Source organism: Catellatospora sp. NPDC049111, from assembly GCF_040648615.1.
GTDB lineage: Bacteria > Actinomycetota > Actinomycetes > Mycobacteriales > Micromonosporaceae > Catellatospora > Catellatospora aurea.
Genome location: NZ_JBEZEB010000006.1, coordinates 1 through 13,058, shown reverse-complemented (window position 1 = coordinate 13,058; position 13,058 = coordinate 1). Strand labels below are relative to the sequence as shown.

General features: G+C 71.7%; 12 protein-coding genes. 7 read left to right on the top strand and 5 right to left on the bottom strand.

Annotated features, from left to right (window positions below; translation table 11 throughout):
• Positions 1-714, bottom strand: a complete 714-nt coding sequence (locus AB0B66_RS10865) for a DUF899 family protein (protein WP_360526373.1) — start codon at positions 712-714, stop codon at positions 1-3.
• A 106-nt stretch (positions 715-820) separates the two neighbouring features.
• Here AB0B66_RS10865 and AB0B66_RS10860 point away from each other — a divergent pair, with 106 nt between their 5' ends.
• The gene (locus tag AB0B66_RS10860) at positions 821-1,768 is read left to right on the top strand and encodes an RNA polymerase subunit sigma-70 (protein ID WP_360526370.1); all 948 of its coding nucleotides are present in this window, start codon (positions 821-823) and stop codon (positions 1,766-1,768) included.
• Here the strand turns inward: AB0B66_RS10860 and AB0B66_RS10855 are convergent.
• A complete protein-coding gene (locus tag AB0B66_RS10855; RefSeq protein WP_360526367.1) occupies positions 1,765-3,195 on the bottom strand; it encodes a BTAD domain-containing putative transcriptional regulator in 1,431 nt (476 codons plus the stop codon). The genes AB0B66_RS10860 and AB0B66_RS10855 overlap by 4 nt on opposite strands.
• 101 nt (positions 3,196-3,296) lie before the next feature.
• On the opposite strand from AB0B66_RS10855, the gene AB0B66_RS10850 reads away from it, so the two are divergent.
• Together AB0B66_RS10850 and AB0B66_RS10845 are read left to right on the top strand one after the other, a co-directional pair.
• A complete protein-coding gene (locus AB0B66_RS10850) occupies positions 3,297-3,827 on the top strand; it encodes a hypothetical protein (RefSeq protein WP_360526364.1) in 531 nt (176 codons plus the stop codon).
• 130 nt (positions 3,828-3,957) lie between these two features.
• Positions 3,958-4,905, top strand: coding sequence for a 5,10-methylenetetrahydrofolate reductase (locus AB0B66_RS10845; RefSeq protein WP_360526361.1), 948 nt, complete (start codon positions 3,958-3,960; stop codon positions 4,903-4,905).
• Between the two features lie 6 nt (positions 4,906-4,911).
• Here the strand turns inward: AB0B66_RS10845 and AB0B66_RS10840 are convergent, their stop codons facing one another.
• Entirely contained in the window at positions 4,912-5,877 is a 966-nt protein-coding gene (locus tag AB0B66_RS10840; RefSeq protein WP_360526358.1) for a LysR family transcriptional regulator, read from the bottom strand.
• Positions 5,878-5,899: 22 nt separating this feature from the next.
• Between AB0B66_RS10840 and AB0B66_RS10835 the strand changes: the two genes are divergently transcribed.
• The 4 genes from AB0B66_RS10835 (at position 5,900) to AB0B66_RS10820 (ending at position 10,169) form a co-directional block, all read left to right on the top strand.
• Positions 5,900-6,784 carry a serine hydrolase gene (locus tag AB0B66_RS10835; protein WP_360526355.1) on the top strand — a complete coding sequence of 295 codons (885 nt, stop codon included), beginning with the start codon at positions 5,900-5,902 and terminating at the stop codon, positions 6,782-6,784.
• A gap of 153 nt (positions 6,785-6,937) precedes the next feature.
• Positions 6,938-7,912 carry an MBL fold metallo-hydrolase gene (locus tag AB0B66_RS10830; RefSeq protein WP_360526352.1) on the top strand — a complete coding sequence of 325 codons (975 nt, stop codon included), beginning with the start codon at positions 6,938-6,940 and terminating at the stop codon, positions 7,910-7,912.
• A 70-nt stretch (positions 7,913-7,982) separates the two neighbouring features.
• Positions 7,983-8,687: a hypothetical protein gene (locus AB0B66_RS10825; RefSeq protein WP_360526349.1), complete on the top strand. Its 705-nt coding sequence runs from the start codon at positions 7,983-7,985 to the stop codon at positions 8,685-8,687.
• Between the two features lie 90 nt (positions 8,688-8,777).
• Positions 8,778-10,169, top strand: coding sequence for a M1 family metallopeptidase (locus AB0B66_RS10820; RefSeq protein ID WP_360526346.1), 1,392 nt, complete (start codon positions 8,778-8,780; stop codon positions 10,167-10,169).
• A 48-nt stretch (positions 10,170-10,217) separates the two neighbouring features.
• Here AB0B66_RS10820 and AB0B66_RS10815 read toward each other — a convergent pair whose 3' ends face one another.
• On the bottom strand, positions 10,218-11,561 hold the full coding sequence (locus tag AB0B66_RS10815) for a family 43 glycosylhydrolase (RefSeq protein ID WP_360526343.1): 1,344 nt from the start codon (positions 11,559-11,561) through the stop codon (positions 10,218-10,220).
• Between the two features lie 120 nt (positions 11,562-11,681).
• Positions 11,682-12,719 (bottom strand): endonuclease/exonuclease/phosphatase family protein, encoded by a 1,038-nt coding sequence (locus AB0B66_RS10810; protein ID WP_360526340.1) that lies wholly within the window; start codon positions 12,717-12,719, stop codon positions 11,682-11,684.
• Positions 12,720-13,058: the final 339 nt, after the last annotated feature.

The following is a 13,058-nucleotide window of genomic DNA, read 5'->3' as shown; positions in this document are numbered from 1 at the left end:
TCAGGTCGTCGGCGGGCGTACGCCGGGGCGGCTCCACTGCGCGGTCGGGCGGCCGTCGAGCCGCCACGGGTGTCCGCTCACGCGCGGCCAGCCGTCAGGGGAGTCCTCCCAGCCCTCCTGGCGGCCGTACACCGTCAGATCGAGGGCGTGGTAGCTGGTCATCAGCGCTTCGACGCCCCGGCCGGTGGTCCAGTAGGTCTCGTAGACCTGGTCGCCGTCACGCAGGTAGCAGGCGATGAACCCGAAGTCGCGCCCGTCGGCCAGGGCCGGATCGCTGTCGCGTGCCGAATACCAGGGGAACGGGTACCCCATGAACTTCGCGAACGCGGCACTGTCGGCGTACGGCCCCTGGCAGAACACGGCGTAGGTGACGTCCCGGGCGTGCAGGTAGTCCAACACCTGCACGTGGCAGGTGGAGAAGGTGCAGCCTTCGCACTGCTGCTCGAACGGCTCGCCGTCGTGCCACATGTGGAAGTACGCGATGAGCATCCGGCGTCCCTCGAACACGTCCACCAGCGGGGTCGGTCCGCCGGGGCCCTGCACGGCGACCGGCGGCATCAGGGTCATCGGCAGCCTGCGGCGAGCGGCGGCGACGGCGTCACCCTCGCGCGTATGGGCCTTCTCCCGGGCCAGCAGTTCTTCGCGGGCCCGCAGCCAGGTCCGCCGGTCGACGACGGGCGGGTTCTCGGCGCGGAGCACGGGGTTCGCCGACATGGTGTAGTCCTCTCGTGTGTCGGATCGGTCACGGTTCAGACGAGCGCGGGCGGCTTCCGTCATCGGTCACCGATGAAGGTTCGGTCTGCCGATCGTCAGTACCGTCGTGACGAACGAACTGCGGGAGAACCGCATGTCCGACGCGCCTGACGAGCGGGCCGCACGGCTGCAGGCTGCTTTCGGCGAGCACCCCCGCGACCTGCACCTGCACTGCTACCACCTGGTCGGCAACGTCCCCGACGCCGACGACCTGGTGCAGGAGACCTTCCTGCGCGCCTGGCGAGCCCGCGACCGCTTCGAGGGACGCGCGTCCGTGCGGACGTGGCTGTACCGGATCGCCACCAACGCCTTCCTCGACAGCCGCAAAGCCGCAGCCCACCGGACCACGCCGGCGGGTGACCTGCTGGAGTGGTCCACCGAGATCGGCCCCTATCCCGACGCCCTGCTCGCCGACGACCCGCAGACCGGTGTGGCCGGCCGAGAGACCGTCGAACTGGCCCTGATCGCGGCGCTCAGGTACCTGCCGGGACGGCAGCGGGCTGCCTTCGTGCTGTGCGACGTCCACGGGTGGCGGCCGCAGGAGGTCGCGGCCGCGCTCGACACCCCGGTCACCGCGGTCAACAGCCTCCTCCAGCGGGCCCGCCACACGGTGCGCCACCACGCCCCGGCCGACCCGCGCGACTGGCGGCGCCCGCCGCTGACCCGCGAGGACGAGGAGATCCTGCGCCGGTACGCCGATGCCACGGATCCGCCGTCGCTGCGCGCCCTGCTCGCCGAGGACGTGCGCATCACGATGCCGCCCGAGCCGCCGGTCGTCGGGATCGACGCGGTCGTGCGGTTCCTCAGCCGTCCCCTCGACTGGCGCACCTTTCCCAGCTCCGCCAACGGGCGTCCCGCGCTGATCTGCTACCTGCGCAGGCCCGGCAGCCCGCGCTACGAGGCCCTGGTCGTCGACGTGCTCCGGATCGAGCACGGAAAGATCGTGGAGAGCAACGCCTTCGTCGGCGCGCACCACGTCGCCGCCTTCGGCATGGCCGCGACGCTGGAACCCTAACCGGCGCAGGTCACCAGGCTGCACCAGCGGCGCATGCCGGCCTCGTCCAGGAACAGCCACCGGCAGTGGGATTCGGCGCAGGACCGTATGGTCAGCCGTCGGGGGTCGGCGAGCAGTTCGGCGGCGCTCCAGGCGGCGGCGTGCAGGGGCAGCCGCAGTCCGGCGTCCAGGCCGGGCCGCCAGCGGCCGCCGCCGGTCTCGTCGCGGGTGTACTCCAGCGTCTTGGCGGCCGCCTCGGCGGCCCTGGCGACGGCGTCGAACGCGGCGTGGTCGGCGTGCCCGTTGAGGCAGGCGTACACCTGTGCGCGAAGTGTCCGGGCCTGTTCCAGGGTCCGGTCGGCCTCGGCCGGGTCGCGGGCGGCGAGCGTGAGCAGGCGGGTGACGGTCGGGTCGTCGGCGAGCCCGATGTAGCCGCACCACACCGCGAAGGTGTTGTAGCCGCGCAGCCACTCGGCGCCGGGTGGGGGCGGCGTCGGCAAACCCCAGCCGGCGAAGGTGTTGCAGAAGTCGAGCGCGGGGTGCCCGCCGACGGTCCACGGCAGCACCTCCTCGCGGATCCGCACCTCGTACACCGCGCGGCGCGGCTGGTCCAGGCGCGCATCGTTGCGGAGGATGCGCCGGTGCAGTTCCTGCAGGTCGGGGCCGGGGTCGACGCCGAGTTCGGTGGCCAGGGCCTTGCGCGTGGCCTCGTACAGCAGCAGGGCGTCGGCCTGGCGGGCGGCGCGGTAGTGGGCGGTCATCAGGATGCCGACGAGCCGTTCGCGCAGGGGATACGCGTCGGCGAGCCCGGCCAGGTCCTTGCTCACGCGGGCGTGCCGACCGAGGGCGAGCTGCGCCTCGGCGCGCATCTCGACGGCGACCAGCCGGGCCTCGTCGAGCTGCCCGTCGAGCCGGTGCCGCAGCGCGTCGTCGGCCACGTCGGCCAGCAGCGGCCCTCGCCACTGTTGCAACGCGCCGTCGAGCAGGGCGGCCCGCACGGCGGGATCGGCGGCGTCCAGCCCCTGCTGCACGGTGCGGTGGAAGTCGGTGACGTCGACCCGGTGGTCGTCGGCCTCGACGAGGTATCCGTCGGCGCGTGTGGTGATGCGCACGCCGTACGGGTTCAGTGCGGCGCGCAGGCGGCCCACGTAGGTGTACACGGCGCCGCGCGCCGAGGCCGGAGCGCTGCCGTTCCACAGCAGGTCGATGAGGCGGTCGATGGTGACCAGGTGCCCGAGGTCGAGCAGCAGCAGGGCCAGCAGGCAGCGTTCCTGGCGGCGGCTGGCGATCTCCACGAGACGGCCGTGGTGACTCGCCTCGAACGGGCCGAGCAGGCGGAACTCCATACCGGTAGGACGCTCGGAGCTGCCCGAGTGGTTGACCTTGACGCTTGTGGAGGAGGTGGTGAGGCATACCGCGAAGGCGGCGTGTCGCCGCTGCCGGGTCACGTGAGTCGTCCTCATTGGCCCCTTTTCGGTGGTCAGGCCGTGGTGAGCCGGCCGCGCCAGGCTGTCCCGGCACGTGACGAAGCAACAGGAGGGAAGCGTTCATGCGTCGAGCAGTCATCGCGGCCGCGGTCATGGTCACCGCGCTGCTGGCCGGGGCCGCGCCGGCTCAGGCCACCGAACCGGCCGGCGGAGCCGGTGCGCACGGCGGCTGGGTGCCGGCCCCGTCGGCCGCCTTCGAGCAGCCCGCCGGGGCTCGCTGCGACTTCGCCATCCGCAGTGAGCCGATCCGGGACGAGGTGCGCAAGCTCGTCCTGGACACCTACGCCGACGGCAAGCCGAAGCGCGAGCTGTACGCCGGCGACCTCATCGTCAAGTTCACCAACCTGGAGACGGGGGTGTTCACGGAGGTCGACGCGAGCGGCACGGCGATGGTCCAGTACGGCACGGACGGGTCGATGACCTACTACGTGGTCGGCCCGGTGATCTTCGGGTTCCGGGCGGACGGCAGCACCCTGCCGCGCGGCATGTGGCTGATCGACGGCGTCTACAGCGTCGCGTTCACGCCCACGTTCCAGAAGACCCTCACGATGGTCCACGGCACCACGACCAACCTCTGCACACTCGTGGACTGAGCGGGACGTGGCCGGGTGGCACCGCACACCCGGCCACGGGCCGCTCGATGCCGTCGCGTGCGACATGTTGTGGCGTGGATCGCCTTGACGCGGGTCGGTTTGGTACGAGCAGGTTCGATATCGTGAGCGCATGGCTGACGACTCCGCACCTGCCCGCCGGTCCCTGCGCGCGATGCTGGAGCGGGCCGAGACGGGGGTGCTGCTGCTCGGCATCACCCCGCCGCGCAGCAGCGTCTCGGCCGAGCAGGCCGCCCAGATCGCCGAGGTGACCCTGGCCCGGCTGGCCACGGTGGACCTCGACGGGCTGATCCTCTACGACATCGACGACGAGAGCGACCGCAACCCGCAGGAGCGCCCGTTCCCGTATCTGCCGACGATGGACCCCGTGTCGTTCCACCGCGATCACCTCGGCGGCTGGGAGCGGCCCGCGGTCATCTACCGGTGCGTCGGCAAGTACACCGAGCCCGAGTTGGCGGACTGGCTCGGCGAGGTGGACACCGACCGGGTGCTGAGCGTCTTCGTCGGCGCGTCGTCGCGGGACAAGGGCGTGCGCACCGGCCTGACCCAGGCGTACGCCCTGCGCGACCGGGCCCGCGCCGACCTGCCGCTCGGCGCGGTCGCCATCACCGAGCGCTACACCCGCAGCGGCGACGAGCACCTGCGCATGCTGACCAAGCAGGACCGCGGCGCGTCGTTCTTCATCACGCAGGTGGTGTACGACGTCGACGCGACCAAGAGCATGCTCTCGGACTACTTCTACACCTGCTCGCAGAAGGGCGTCGCGCCCCGTCCGGTGATCTTCACGCTGTCGGTGTGCGGTTCGCTGAAGACACTGTCGTTCCTGCACTGGCTCGGCGTGGACGTGCCCCGCTGGCTGGAGAACGCGCTGCGCTACTCCGAGGACCCGCTGACGGAGTCCTACCAGCAGTGCATCGCCACGGCTCGCGAGCTTTCCGCGTTCTGCCGGCGGCTGGGCGTGCCGTTCGGGTTCAACGTCGAGAGCGTGTCCATCCGCAAGGTCGAGATCGAGGCCTCGGTAGAACTCGCCCGTGAGGTCCGCGAGCTGCTCAACTCCTGAGCCCGGTCATACGCCCGGGGCGGTGTGGAAGACCACCGACCACGGCGGAGGCGCTCCTTCGGCCCGCTCCGGCACGGGCAGCCCCGCGGACCGGGTGAGGACCTCACCGGCGACGGCGGCGAAGCGCAACGCCGCAGGGTGCGGTGAGCGGCGCGGCCACACGGCCGCGACCTGCTGCCAGAGGGGGTCGCCGGTCAGCGGCCGCCAGGTGACCCGCGGCTCGCGGCGGGTCGCCGACTCCCGCTCCAGCGCCACGCCCTGACCGGCGAGCACCAGCCCGCACAGGAACTCGGGGTTGCGGGCGTGCCGGATCCGGCCGGGGGTGAAGCCGTGCTCGCGGCACACCGCCAGCAGGTGGTCATACCAGTCGGGCGCGGTGGCGCGGGGGAACACGACCAGGCCGTGCCCGGCCAGGTCGGCCAGGGTCAGCTCGTTCGACCTGGCCAGCGGGGAGGTGCGGGGCAGCACCACGCCCAGCCGCGTGCGGACGGCCGGGCCCGCGCACAGGTCCACGTCGTCAACCGGCTGATGCAGCAGGCCCACGTCGAGCCGGGCGGCGGCGAGCAGTTCCAACTGCTCGGCCGTGGTCAGCTCCTGCAAGTCGACGTCGAGCCCGGGGGCCTGTTCGGCCAGTCGGCGCAGCAGCTCGCCCAGGGCCGCCGCCGGGATCTCCGGCGGCACCCCGGCGCGCAGGGTGCCGAGCGCGCCGTCGCGGACGCTGCTCATCAGGGTGCGCAGCCGCTGCTCGGCGGCCAGGAACTCCCGTGCTTCGTCGCGCAGCGCATGGCCTGCGGCGGTCAGGGCCGTCTCGCGGGGCAGCCGGTCGAACAGGGTCACGCCGAGCTCGTCCTCCAGCCGCCGCATGGCCTGGCTGAGCGGGGGCTGCGCGATGCCGAGGATCGCCGCCGCCCGGCTGAAGTGCAGTTCCTCCGCGACGGTCAGGAAGTAGCGCAGGTGTTTGGAGAGATCCACCGTCCGACCATAGGCTGACCAGATGTTGATCACGAACCGGATCGCGGAGGTGTTCGCCGACGCGGAGATGCGGGGGTGGCTGCACGCGCGCGACCTCGACACCGGCCGGCAGGTCGCCGTCGCGGCCGACGACCAGGTCGTCATCGGCTCCATTTTCAAGATATTGCTGGTACTGGAGTTCGCCCGGCAGGCCGTCGCCGGCTCGCTCGACCCGGCCGAACGGGTGCTGGTCCGCTCGCGCGACCGGCTCGGCGGCTGGGGGACGGCCGGCTGCGCCGACGACGTCGAGGTGTCGCTGCGCGACCTGGCCTACTTCACCATGTCCGTCAGCGACAACACCGCCGCCGACATGCTGCTGAGCCGCATCGGCGGCCCGGACCTGCTGCCGCTGCTCGCCCAGGAGCTGGGCCTGGTCCGCACCAGGCTGATCGGCGGGCCCCGCGAGATCCTGGAAACCATGATCGCCGATGTCGGCGCGCGTGACGACGACGAGTTCGCCCGGATCTTCCCCGCCCTTCCCGAAGAGCGGGTCCGGGCGCTGCGGGTGTACGACCCTGCGCACACGAACTCCAGCACCCCGGAGGAGATCACCCGGCTGCTCGCGCTGATCTGGCGGGACGAGGCCGGCCCGGCGCAGGCCTGCGCGACCGTGCGCGCGCTGATGTTCCGGCAGCTGTTCTGGACCCGGCTCGCCGCCGCCTTCCCGCCCGGCGTCCGGGTCGCCGGCAAGACCGGCACGCTGCCCGGCCTGCACATGGAGGCCGGTGTCGTGGAGTACCCGGACGGCGGCCGCTACGCCGTGGCGGTGTTCGCCAGGACCGAGCGGCTGTCCATGCCGCGCCTGGACCTCGACCTGGTGCTCGGCCGGGCCGCGAAACTGGCCGTCGACGAGCTGCGCGGACAGTGACATAGGACACTTGCCGCCATCATCGGCTAACGCCTGAACTGGGGTGATATCAGGACCGATATGGCAGGTGCCGCTCTGCCATCTTGGACGGTGCCGCCGGCCGGGTGTTTCGCTGCGCTGGTCACCTTGATCCACCGCACGAGGGGAAACACCATGTCAGAGCACCAGGTCGGCCGCCGCCGCTTCCTCGCGACGGCCGCCGCGGGCACCGCGCTCACCTCGATGGCCGCCATCCCGGCCGTCGCCGCACCGGCCGTCGCCGCGCCCAGCCCCCGGTCGAGCACCGCGAAACGGCAGACGGCTACGTTCCGCTGGCTGGGCACCTCCGGCTGGCGCATCGACATCGGGGCTCGCACCGTCCTGATCGACCCGTACGTCACCCGCTTCCCGACCGGCCTGTTCACCGGCGCGTTCGACCCCGCCACCGCGCTCACCGTCGACGCCGCGACCGTGGCCGCGCACGCGGGCAAGCCGGAGACCGTGTTCGTCACGCACACCCACTGGGACCACTTCAACGACGTGCCGCACGTGGCGACGACCACCGGCGCGCGGGTCTTCGGCACGCTCACCGCGTACCACCTCGGGCTCGCCGCGGGCGTGCCCGCGTCGCAGCTCAGCCCGGTGAAGGGCGGGGAGGTGCTGGCGTTCGGCGACTACTCGGTCGAGGTCGTGCCCGCGCTGCACAGCCGCAACGGGTCGTACTCGATGGCGTTCCCCGGGGTGCGCACCAGCCCGCCGAGCCCGGCCCCGGCCACCATCGCCGACCTGCCCGAGGGCGACACGCTGTCGTACCAGCTCACCGTCACCGGCGGGCCGTCGGTGTTCTTCATGGGCGCCAGCGACTTCGTCGAGCGCAACCTGCGCGGCCTGAACCCGGACGTAGCCATGCTGGCCCTGCCGTCCAGCACCGCCACGCACGAGTACGTGCCCCGCCTGATCGAGGCGCTGGACCGCCCCGCGGTCGTGGTGCCGGTGCACTGGGACAACTTCGAGACGCCGCTGCAGAACCCGCCGGTCGTCGCGCCCGCCGACGCCCAGCGGCTGGCCGCGTTCGAGGCGGCGATCCGCCAGGTCGCCCCGCGCACGACGATCCTGCGCCCGCAGTACGCCACCCCGTACACGTTCTGACCAGGCACGGCCTCGACCGGGTCGGCAAACCCGGTCGAGGCCGGCGGCCCGATGGTGCGATCATCGGCCGATGACCAGGCAACGGATCGTCATGAGCGCCGACTACTGCTGCGGCCACCCGCTGTCGGTCACCGACGCCGACGGGATCTCGCAGGTGCGCGACCCCGCGTCCCTGCCGATCAGCGAGGCGCTCGTCAGCCATCTGGCGGCCTGGAAGCAGCGCTTCGACCAGACCCTCGACCATCAGTACCCGCCGGACTCGGGGTTCGCGTCGCCCGACGATTCGCACGAGTTCTACGCCGACGGGATGGTCCTGGCCACGGCGCTGGCCCTCGAACTACTGGACAGCCACGTCGTCGAGTACCACGACGACCGGTACCCGGAAGGCCTGCGCGAGCTGCGCCTGCTGGCGGACGGTGCGGTGATCGTGGACGACGGCCGGCTCGTCCTGCCCGCGCACTGGTCGGATCTCGCCGCCGACCCCGACCGGCGGCACGCCCTGCTGGCACAGTTCGAGCACGAGCGGGCCGCCGGGCACGTCCTGGAAGGCAAACCCCTGGTGTTGCTCGCGCGCTGCACCCGGTGCGACGACATCCTGTTCCGCGTCCAGGACGACGGCAGGTACGCCGTCGTGCACCTCACCCGCAGCAGTAGCCGGGAGCCGGACGCCGCGTTTCCGTGGACGGACCTGCACGACGACCGGGTCGCGGTGCTCGCCGATCTCAGCGAGAAGCATTACCGGAGTTCAGCCCGGCCCTCAGGTCCTGGCAGGTAATGCGCCGCGTTCGACCGGGAAGCGTTCGCAGGTTCTTCTCAGCTTCACCGACCGTCCACGCCGAACCCGTGTCTCACTTAACGTGATTCCATGCGAAAAGCCCGAATCATGGGGATGATGGTCGCCACCTGCTCGCTGCTGGCCGGCTGCAGCCTCCTCCCGCCGGGCCTGACCGGGCAGGTCGGTCTGGCCGGCATCGGGGACCCCTACTTCCCGACGTACGGCAACAGCGGCTACGACGTCGAGCGATACCAGCTGAAGGTCAAGTTCGATCCGGCCACCGGGCGGCTGGACGGGACCACGACGGTGCGCGCCAAGTCGACTCAGGCCCTCGACCGGTTCCACCTCGACCTGTACGGGCTGACGGTCGGCAAGGTCACCGTCGACGGGCGGGCCGCCAAGTCCACGCGCGAGGGCGACGAACTGGTGATCACCCCGGCCGCGCCGGTCGCCTCCGGGGCCGTCTTCACCACCGAGGTCGTCTACGGCGGCCGCCCCGCCGACACCCCGGACGGGGACGCCGAGAACAACGGCTTCTTCACCAGCCGGCGCGGCGCGGTGGCCGTCGGCGAGCCGCAGTCGGCGGCGGCCTGGTTCCCGGTCAACGACCACCCGCGCGACAAGGCGCTGTACGACATCGCGCTGACCGTGCCCCACGGCTACAGCGGGATCAGCAACGGGCTGCTGCGCGGGCGCACCGAGAACGCGGGCTGGAGCACCTGGCGCTGGGAGGTCACCTCGCCGATGGCGTCCTACCTGGCGCTGATGGCGGTCGGCAGGTTCCGGCTGGCGCAGGGCGAGCACCAGGGCAAGCCGGTGATCACCGCGATCGCGGAGAAGGTCCCGGTGGGGGAGGCGGACCGCAACCTGGCCCGGACCCCGGAGGTCGCCGACTTCCTGGAGACGATCGCCGGTCCGTACCCGTTCGACGCCTACGGCGGGATCGTGGTCGCCGAACGCCGCGTCGAGGACGAGATGGAGAGCCAGACCCGCCCGGTGTACACCGCCGAGACCTGGGCCGAGGGCCCCGACACCGGCATCCTCGCGCACGAGCTGGCGCACCAGTGGTTCGGGGACAGCGTCTCGGTGGACACCTGGCGCGACATCTGGCTCAACGAGGGCTTCGCCACCTACGCCGAGTGGATGTGGCTGGAGCACGACGGCGGCCCGACCGTGCAGCAGCAGTACGACAAACGCTACGCCGACAAGAAGTCGGACCTGTGGAAGGTCCCGCCCGGCGACCCGGGCCGCGAGGAGATCTTCTCCGACAGCGTCTACGAGCGCGGCGGCATGACCCTGCACGCGCTGCGCCGCCTCGTCGGCGACGACACGTTCTTCGGCATCCTGCGCACCTGGACCGAGCGGCACAAGGACGGCAACGCCAGCACCGCCGACTTCATCGCCCTGGCCGAGCAGGCCGCGGGCCGGCAACTGGACGGCTTCTTCGACCAGTGGCTGTACACCACCGGCCGCCCGTCCTGACGGCATGAGGCCCGGCGACCCGTTGCGGGCGCCGGGCCTCGACCGTGGCTACGCCACCTCGATGTAGTCCAGTTCGGCCCAGCGGGACAGGAACGTCAGCCGCACCGTGTTCGTGCCGGCCGCCAGGTTGACGTCGACCGGGACCTGCCGCCAGGTCTCCCAGCCGGTGTTCGGGTAGTTCACGGTGGTGGGGGAGCCGCCGTTGACGGTCAGCGTGTGCTGGGCGTCGCCGAAGCCCGCCGCGTAGGCGACGTACACCGTGTAGGCCCCGGCTCGGGGTGCGAAGACGCTCAGCTGCACCCAGCTGTCGGCGTAGTCGATGTACGCCACGGCCTGGCCCTGCGACGCGGTGGTGGTGTTGCGGATCGCGCAGCGGTTCAGGGTGCCGCGCTCGGCCTCGGTGCGCACCCGGCTGCCCCGGACCACGGGGAAGCCGCCGGACCAGCCGAGTGCCGCGACGTACATGCCCCGGGCGCTGTAGTTGTTGATCCAGCCGTGGAACACCAGGTGGTCCCCGGCGGGGTCGCGGACCACGTCGGCACCGCCCGGCCCGCGGACCGCGCCGTTGACGCTGTCGGTGGTGAGCAGCGACCGGAACGCCTTCGTGTACGGCCCGGTCAGCGACGCCGAGGTTGCGTAGCTGGTCTGGTAGCCGTCGCCGCCGTAGCCGCCCAGCGAGTAGAACAGCACGTACTGCGAGCCGACCTTGGTCAGCACCGGGGCCTCGATGACGCCGTTCTCCTCGGGCCGCCCGCTGCGCAGCAGCTCGACGCGTGCGCCCTGGAAGGTGAGGCCGTCGGCGGCGACGCCCTGCAGCCACAGGCTCGTCGGCTGGCCGATGGCGTTGCCGTCGTCCTTGTACAGCAGGTAGCGCGCGCCGGTGCTGTCGACGAAACTCGACGCGTCGATGTCGCCGCCCTCACCGCCGTTGCAGACCAGCGGCTGGGTGCCGACCGGCGTGAACGGCCCGATCGGGGAGGTCGCCAGGGCCGCGCCGATGCACTGCCTGCCCACGGCGGTGCTGCGGGCCGTGTAGTACAGCAGGTATCGGCCGTCGGCCCGGCGGGTCACCTCGGGGGCCCAGGTCAGGCCGCCGCTCGCCCAAGCGCCGAGGCTCGGCAGAGCGTTGCCGCGCCGCGTCCACGGCCCTGTCGGCGAGGTCGCCGAGGCGACCGGCACGTTGCCGAAGCCGTTGTTGGTCGAGTAGGCGTAGTAGACGCCGTCGAAGCGGGTGACGTCGGGGTCGGCGAAGTCGCCGTTGACGACGAGCTGGGGTGCGGTCGTGGCGGCCGCCGCGGGCGCGGCGGTCACGAGCTGGGCGCCGACGAGCGTGGCGGCGATCGACGCGAGCGCGAGGCACGCGGAGACGACGGGGGATCGGGTGCGGGGCATCGCTCCTCCTCAGAACGCTTTCGTAATAGGAAAGAAAGCATCAAGAAAGAGAAGGATATCGAAGTGTGACGTTATTATCATCCGTCCGGCCGGGCGTGATCGCCGCTCGCCGCGTTGTGCTCACCAGCCGAGTCGGGCCGCCACCGGCAGGTGGTCGCTGCCGGTGGCGGGCAGCACCCACGAGCATTGCGGCTGTATGCCCTTGGTCAGGATCTGGTCGATCCGCACCACCGGGAACGCGGCCGGCCAGCTGAAGCCGAAGCCGTCCCCGGCCGCGACCTGGGCCGAGCGCAGTCGCGAGGTGAGGCCGGCCAGCGCGCGGTCGTCGACCGTGCCGTTCAGGTCGCCGAGCAGCACCACCCGCTCGTTGCGCTCGGCGGCGACGGCCTCGGCGAGCGCCTGGGCGTTGCGGTCACGGTCACCGGTCGAGAAGCCGCCCCGGGGGTTGACCCGGGCGGATCCCAGGTGGGCCACGTACACCGCCAGGGGACCCTTGCCGGTGGTCACCGTGGCGCGCAGCGCCCGGTTGTAGGCCAGTTTCTCCTCGGCCGGTTTGGCGTGCCCGAGTGGCCCGACGTCCATCCTGGTGTCGATCGGCCGGGTGTCCGACAGCGGCAGCCTGCTCCACAGCCCGACCGTGCCCTGCACCGTGTGGTACGGGTAAACCTCCGCCAGCCCCTGCTCGTAGGTTTCCCGGGCCTGCTCGGTCAGCTCCACCAGGGCCAGCACGTCCGCTCCGGAGGTGGCCAGGTCGCGGGCGGTGCCGGCCGGGTCGGGATTCTCGGCGCCGACGTTGTGCTGCACCACCGTGAGGTCGCCGCCCGGCTGGGACTTGTCGCCGAGCAGCCCGCCGAAGAGGCTCAGCCACACCGCGGCTGGCAGCAGCAGCGCGGCCCCGGCGGCGGGGGAGCGACGCCACAGCGCCCCGGCCAGCAGCACCGGTATGCCCAGGCCGAACCACGGCAGGAAGGTCTCCACCAGGCTGCCGAGGTTCCCGATCCGGTTCGGGACCAGCTCGTGAAACAGCATGAGCACACCCAGCAGCAGGGCCATTGCGGCGACCACAGGGCCGCGCTTCCACGAGTCCGGCGCGAGGGCGGCGCGGACCTTCACGCGCCAGGTCCCGGCTTCGGTCTCCTTCGTGTCCAGCTGCGTCATCGTTAGTCCTCGCTCATTGCCGACTTCCGCCGGTGATTCGATCACTCAGCGTGTTACCGGAGCGTGAGCGGGCACCGGTAGCGCGCACCTTCCTGGTGCGGTTGCCCGGTTCCTGCGTCACGAACCGGGCAATGCCGTCCTCAGCGCCAGACGGCCGTGCGAAGTCGGTGCAGCCACCGCGTACCTTCCTGGGCCGCCGCAGGCGGTACCCGAGGATCAGCGGCCGATAACGACCGGCAGCACACTAGTGTGCTGCGCCGGAAATCCGTTGTAGATATCTGGCGAGGGAGTCGAGGATTTCCTCGGCAGACTTTCTCCATACGAATGGCTGCGGGTTGG

Excerpts from the sequence above, each read along its gene's own strand:
- AB0B66_RS10865 (WP_360526373.1), bottom strand. The coding sequence starts at position 714 with ATGTCGGCGAACCCCGTGCTCCGCGCCGAGAACCCGCCCGTCGTCGAC.
- AB0B66_RS10850 (WP_360526364.1), top strand. The coding sequence starts at position 3,297 with ATGCGTCGAGCAGTCATCGCGGCCGCGGTCATGGTCACCGCGCTGCTG.
- AB0B66_RS10845 (WP_360526361.1), top strand. The coding sequence starts at position 3,958 with ATGGCTGACGACTCCGCACCTGCCCGCCGGTCCCTGCGCGCGATGCTG.
- AB0B66_RS10835 (WP_360526355.1), top strand. The coding sequence starts at position 5,900 with ATGTTGATCACGAACCGGATCGCGGAGGTGTTCGCCGACGCGGAGATG.
- AB0B66_RS10830 (WP_360526352.1), top strand. The coding sequence starts at position 6,938 with ATGTCAGAGCACCAGGTCGGCCGCCGCCGCTTCCTCGCGACGGCCGCC.
- AB0B66_RS10825 (WP_360526349.1), top strand. The coding sequence starts at position 7,983 with ATGACCAGGCAACGGATCGTCATGAGCGCCGACTACTGCTGCGGCCAC.
- AB0B66_RS10820 (WP_360526346.1), top strand. The coding sequence starts at position 8,778 with ATGCGAAAAGCCCGAATCATGGGGATGATGGTCGCCACCTGCTCGCTG.
- AB0B66_RS10815 (WP_360526343.1), bottom strand. The coding sequence starts at position 11,561 with ATGCCCCGCACCCGATCCCCCGTCGTCTCCGCGTGCCTCGCGCTCGCG.
- AB0B66_RS10810 (WP_360526340.1), bottom strand. The coding sequence starts at position 12,719 with ATGACGCAGCTGGACACGAAGGAGACCGAAGCCGGGACCTGGCGCGTG.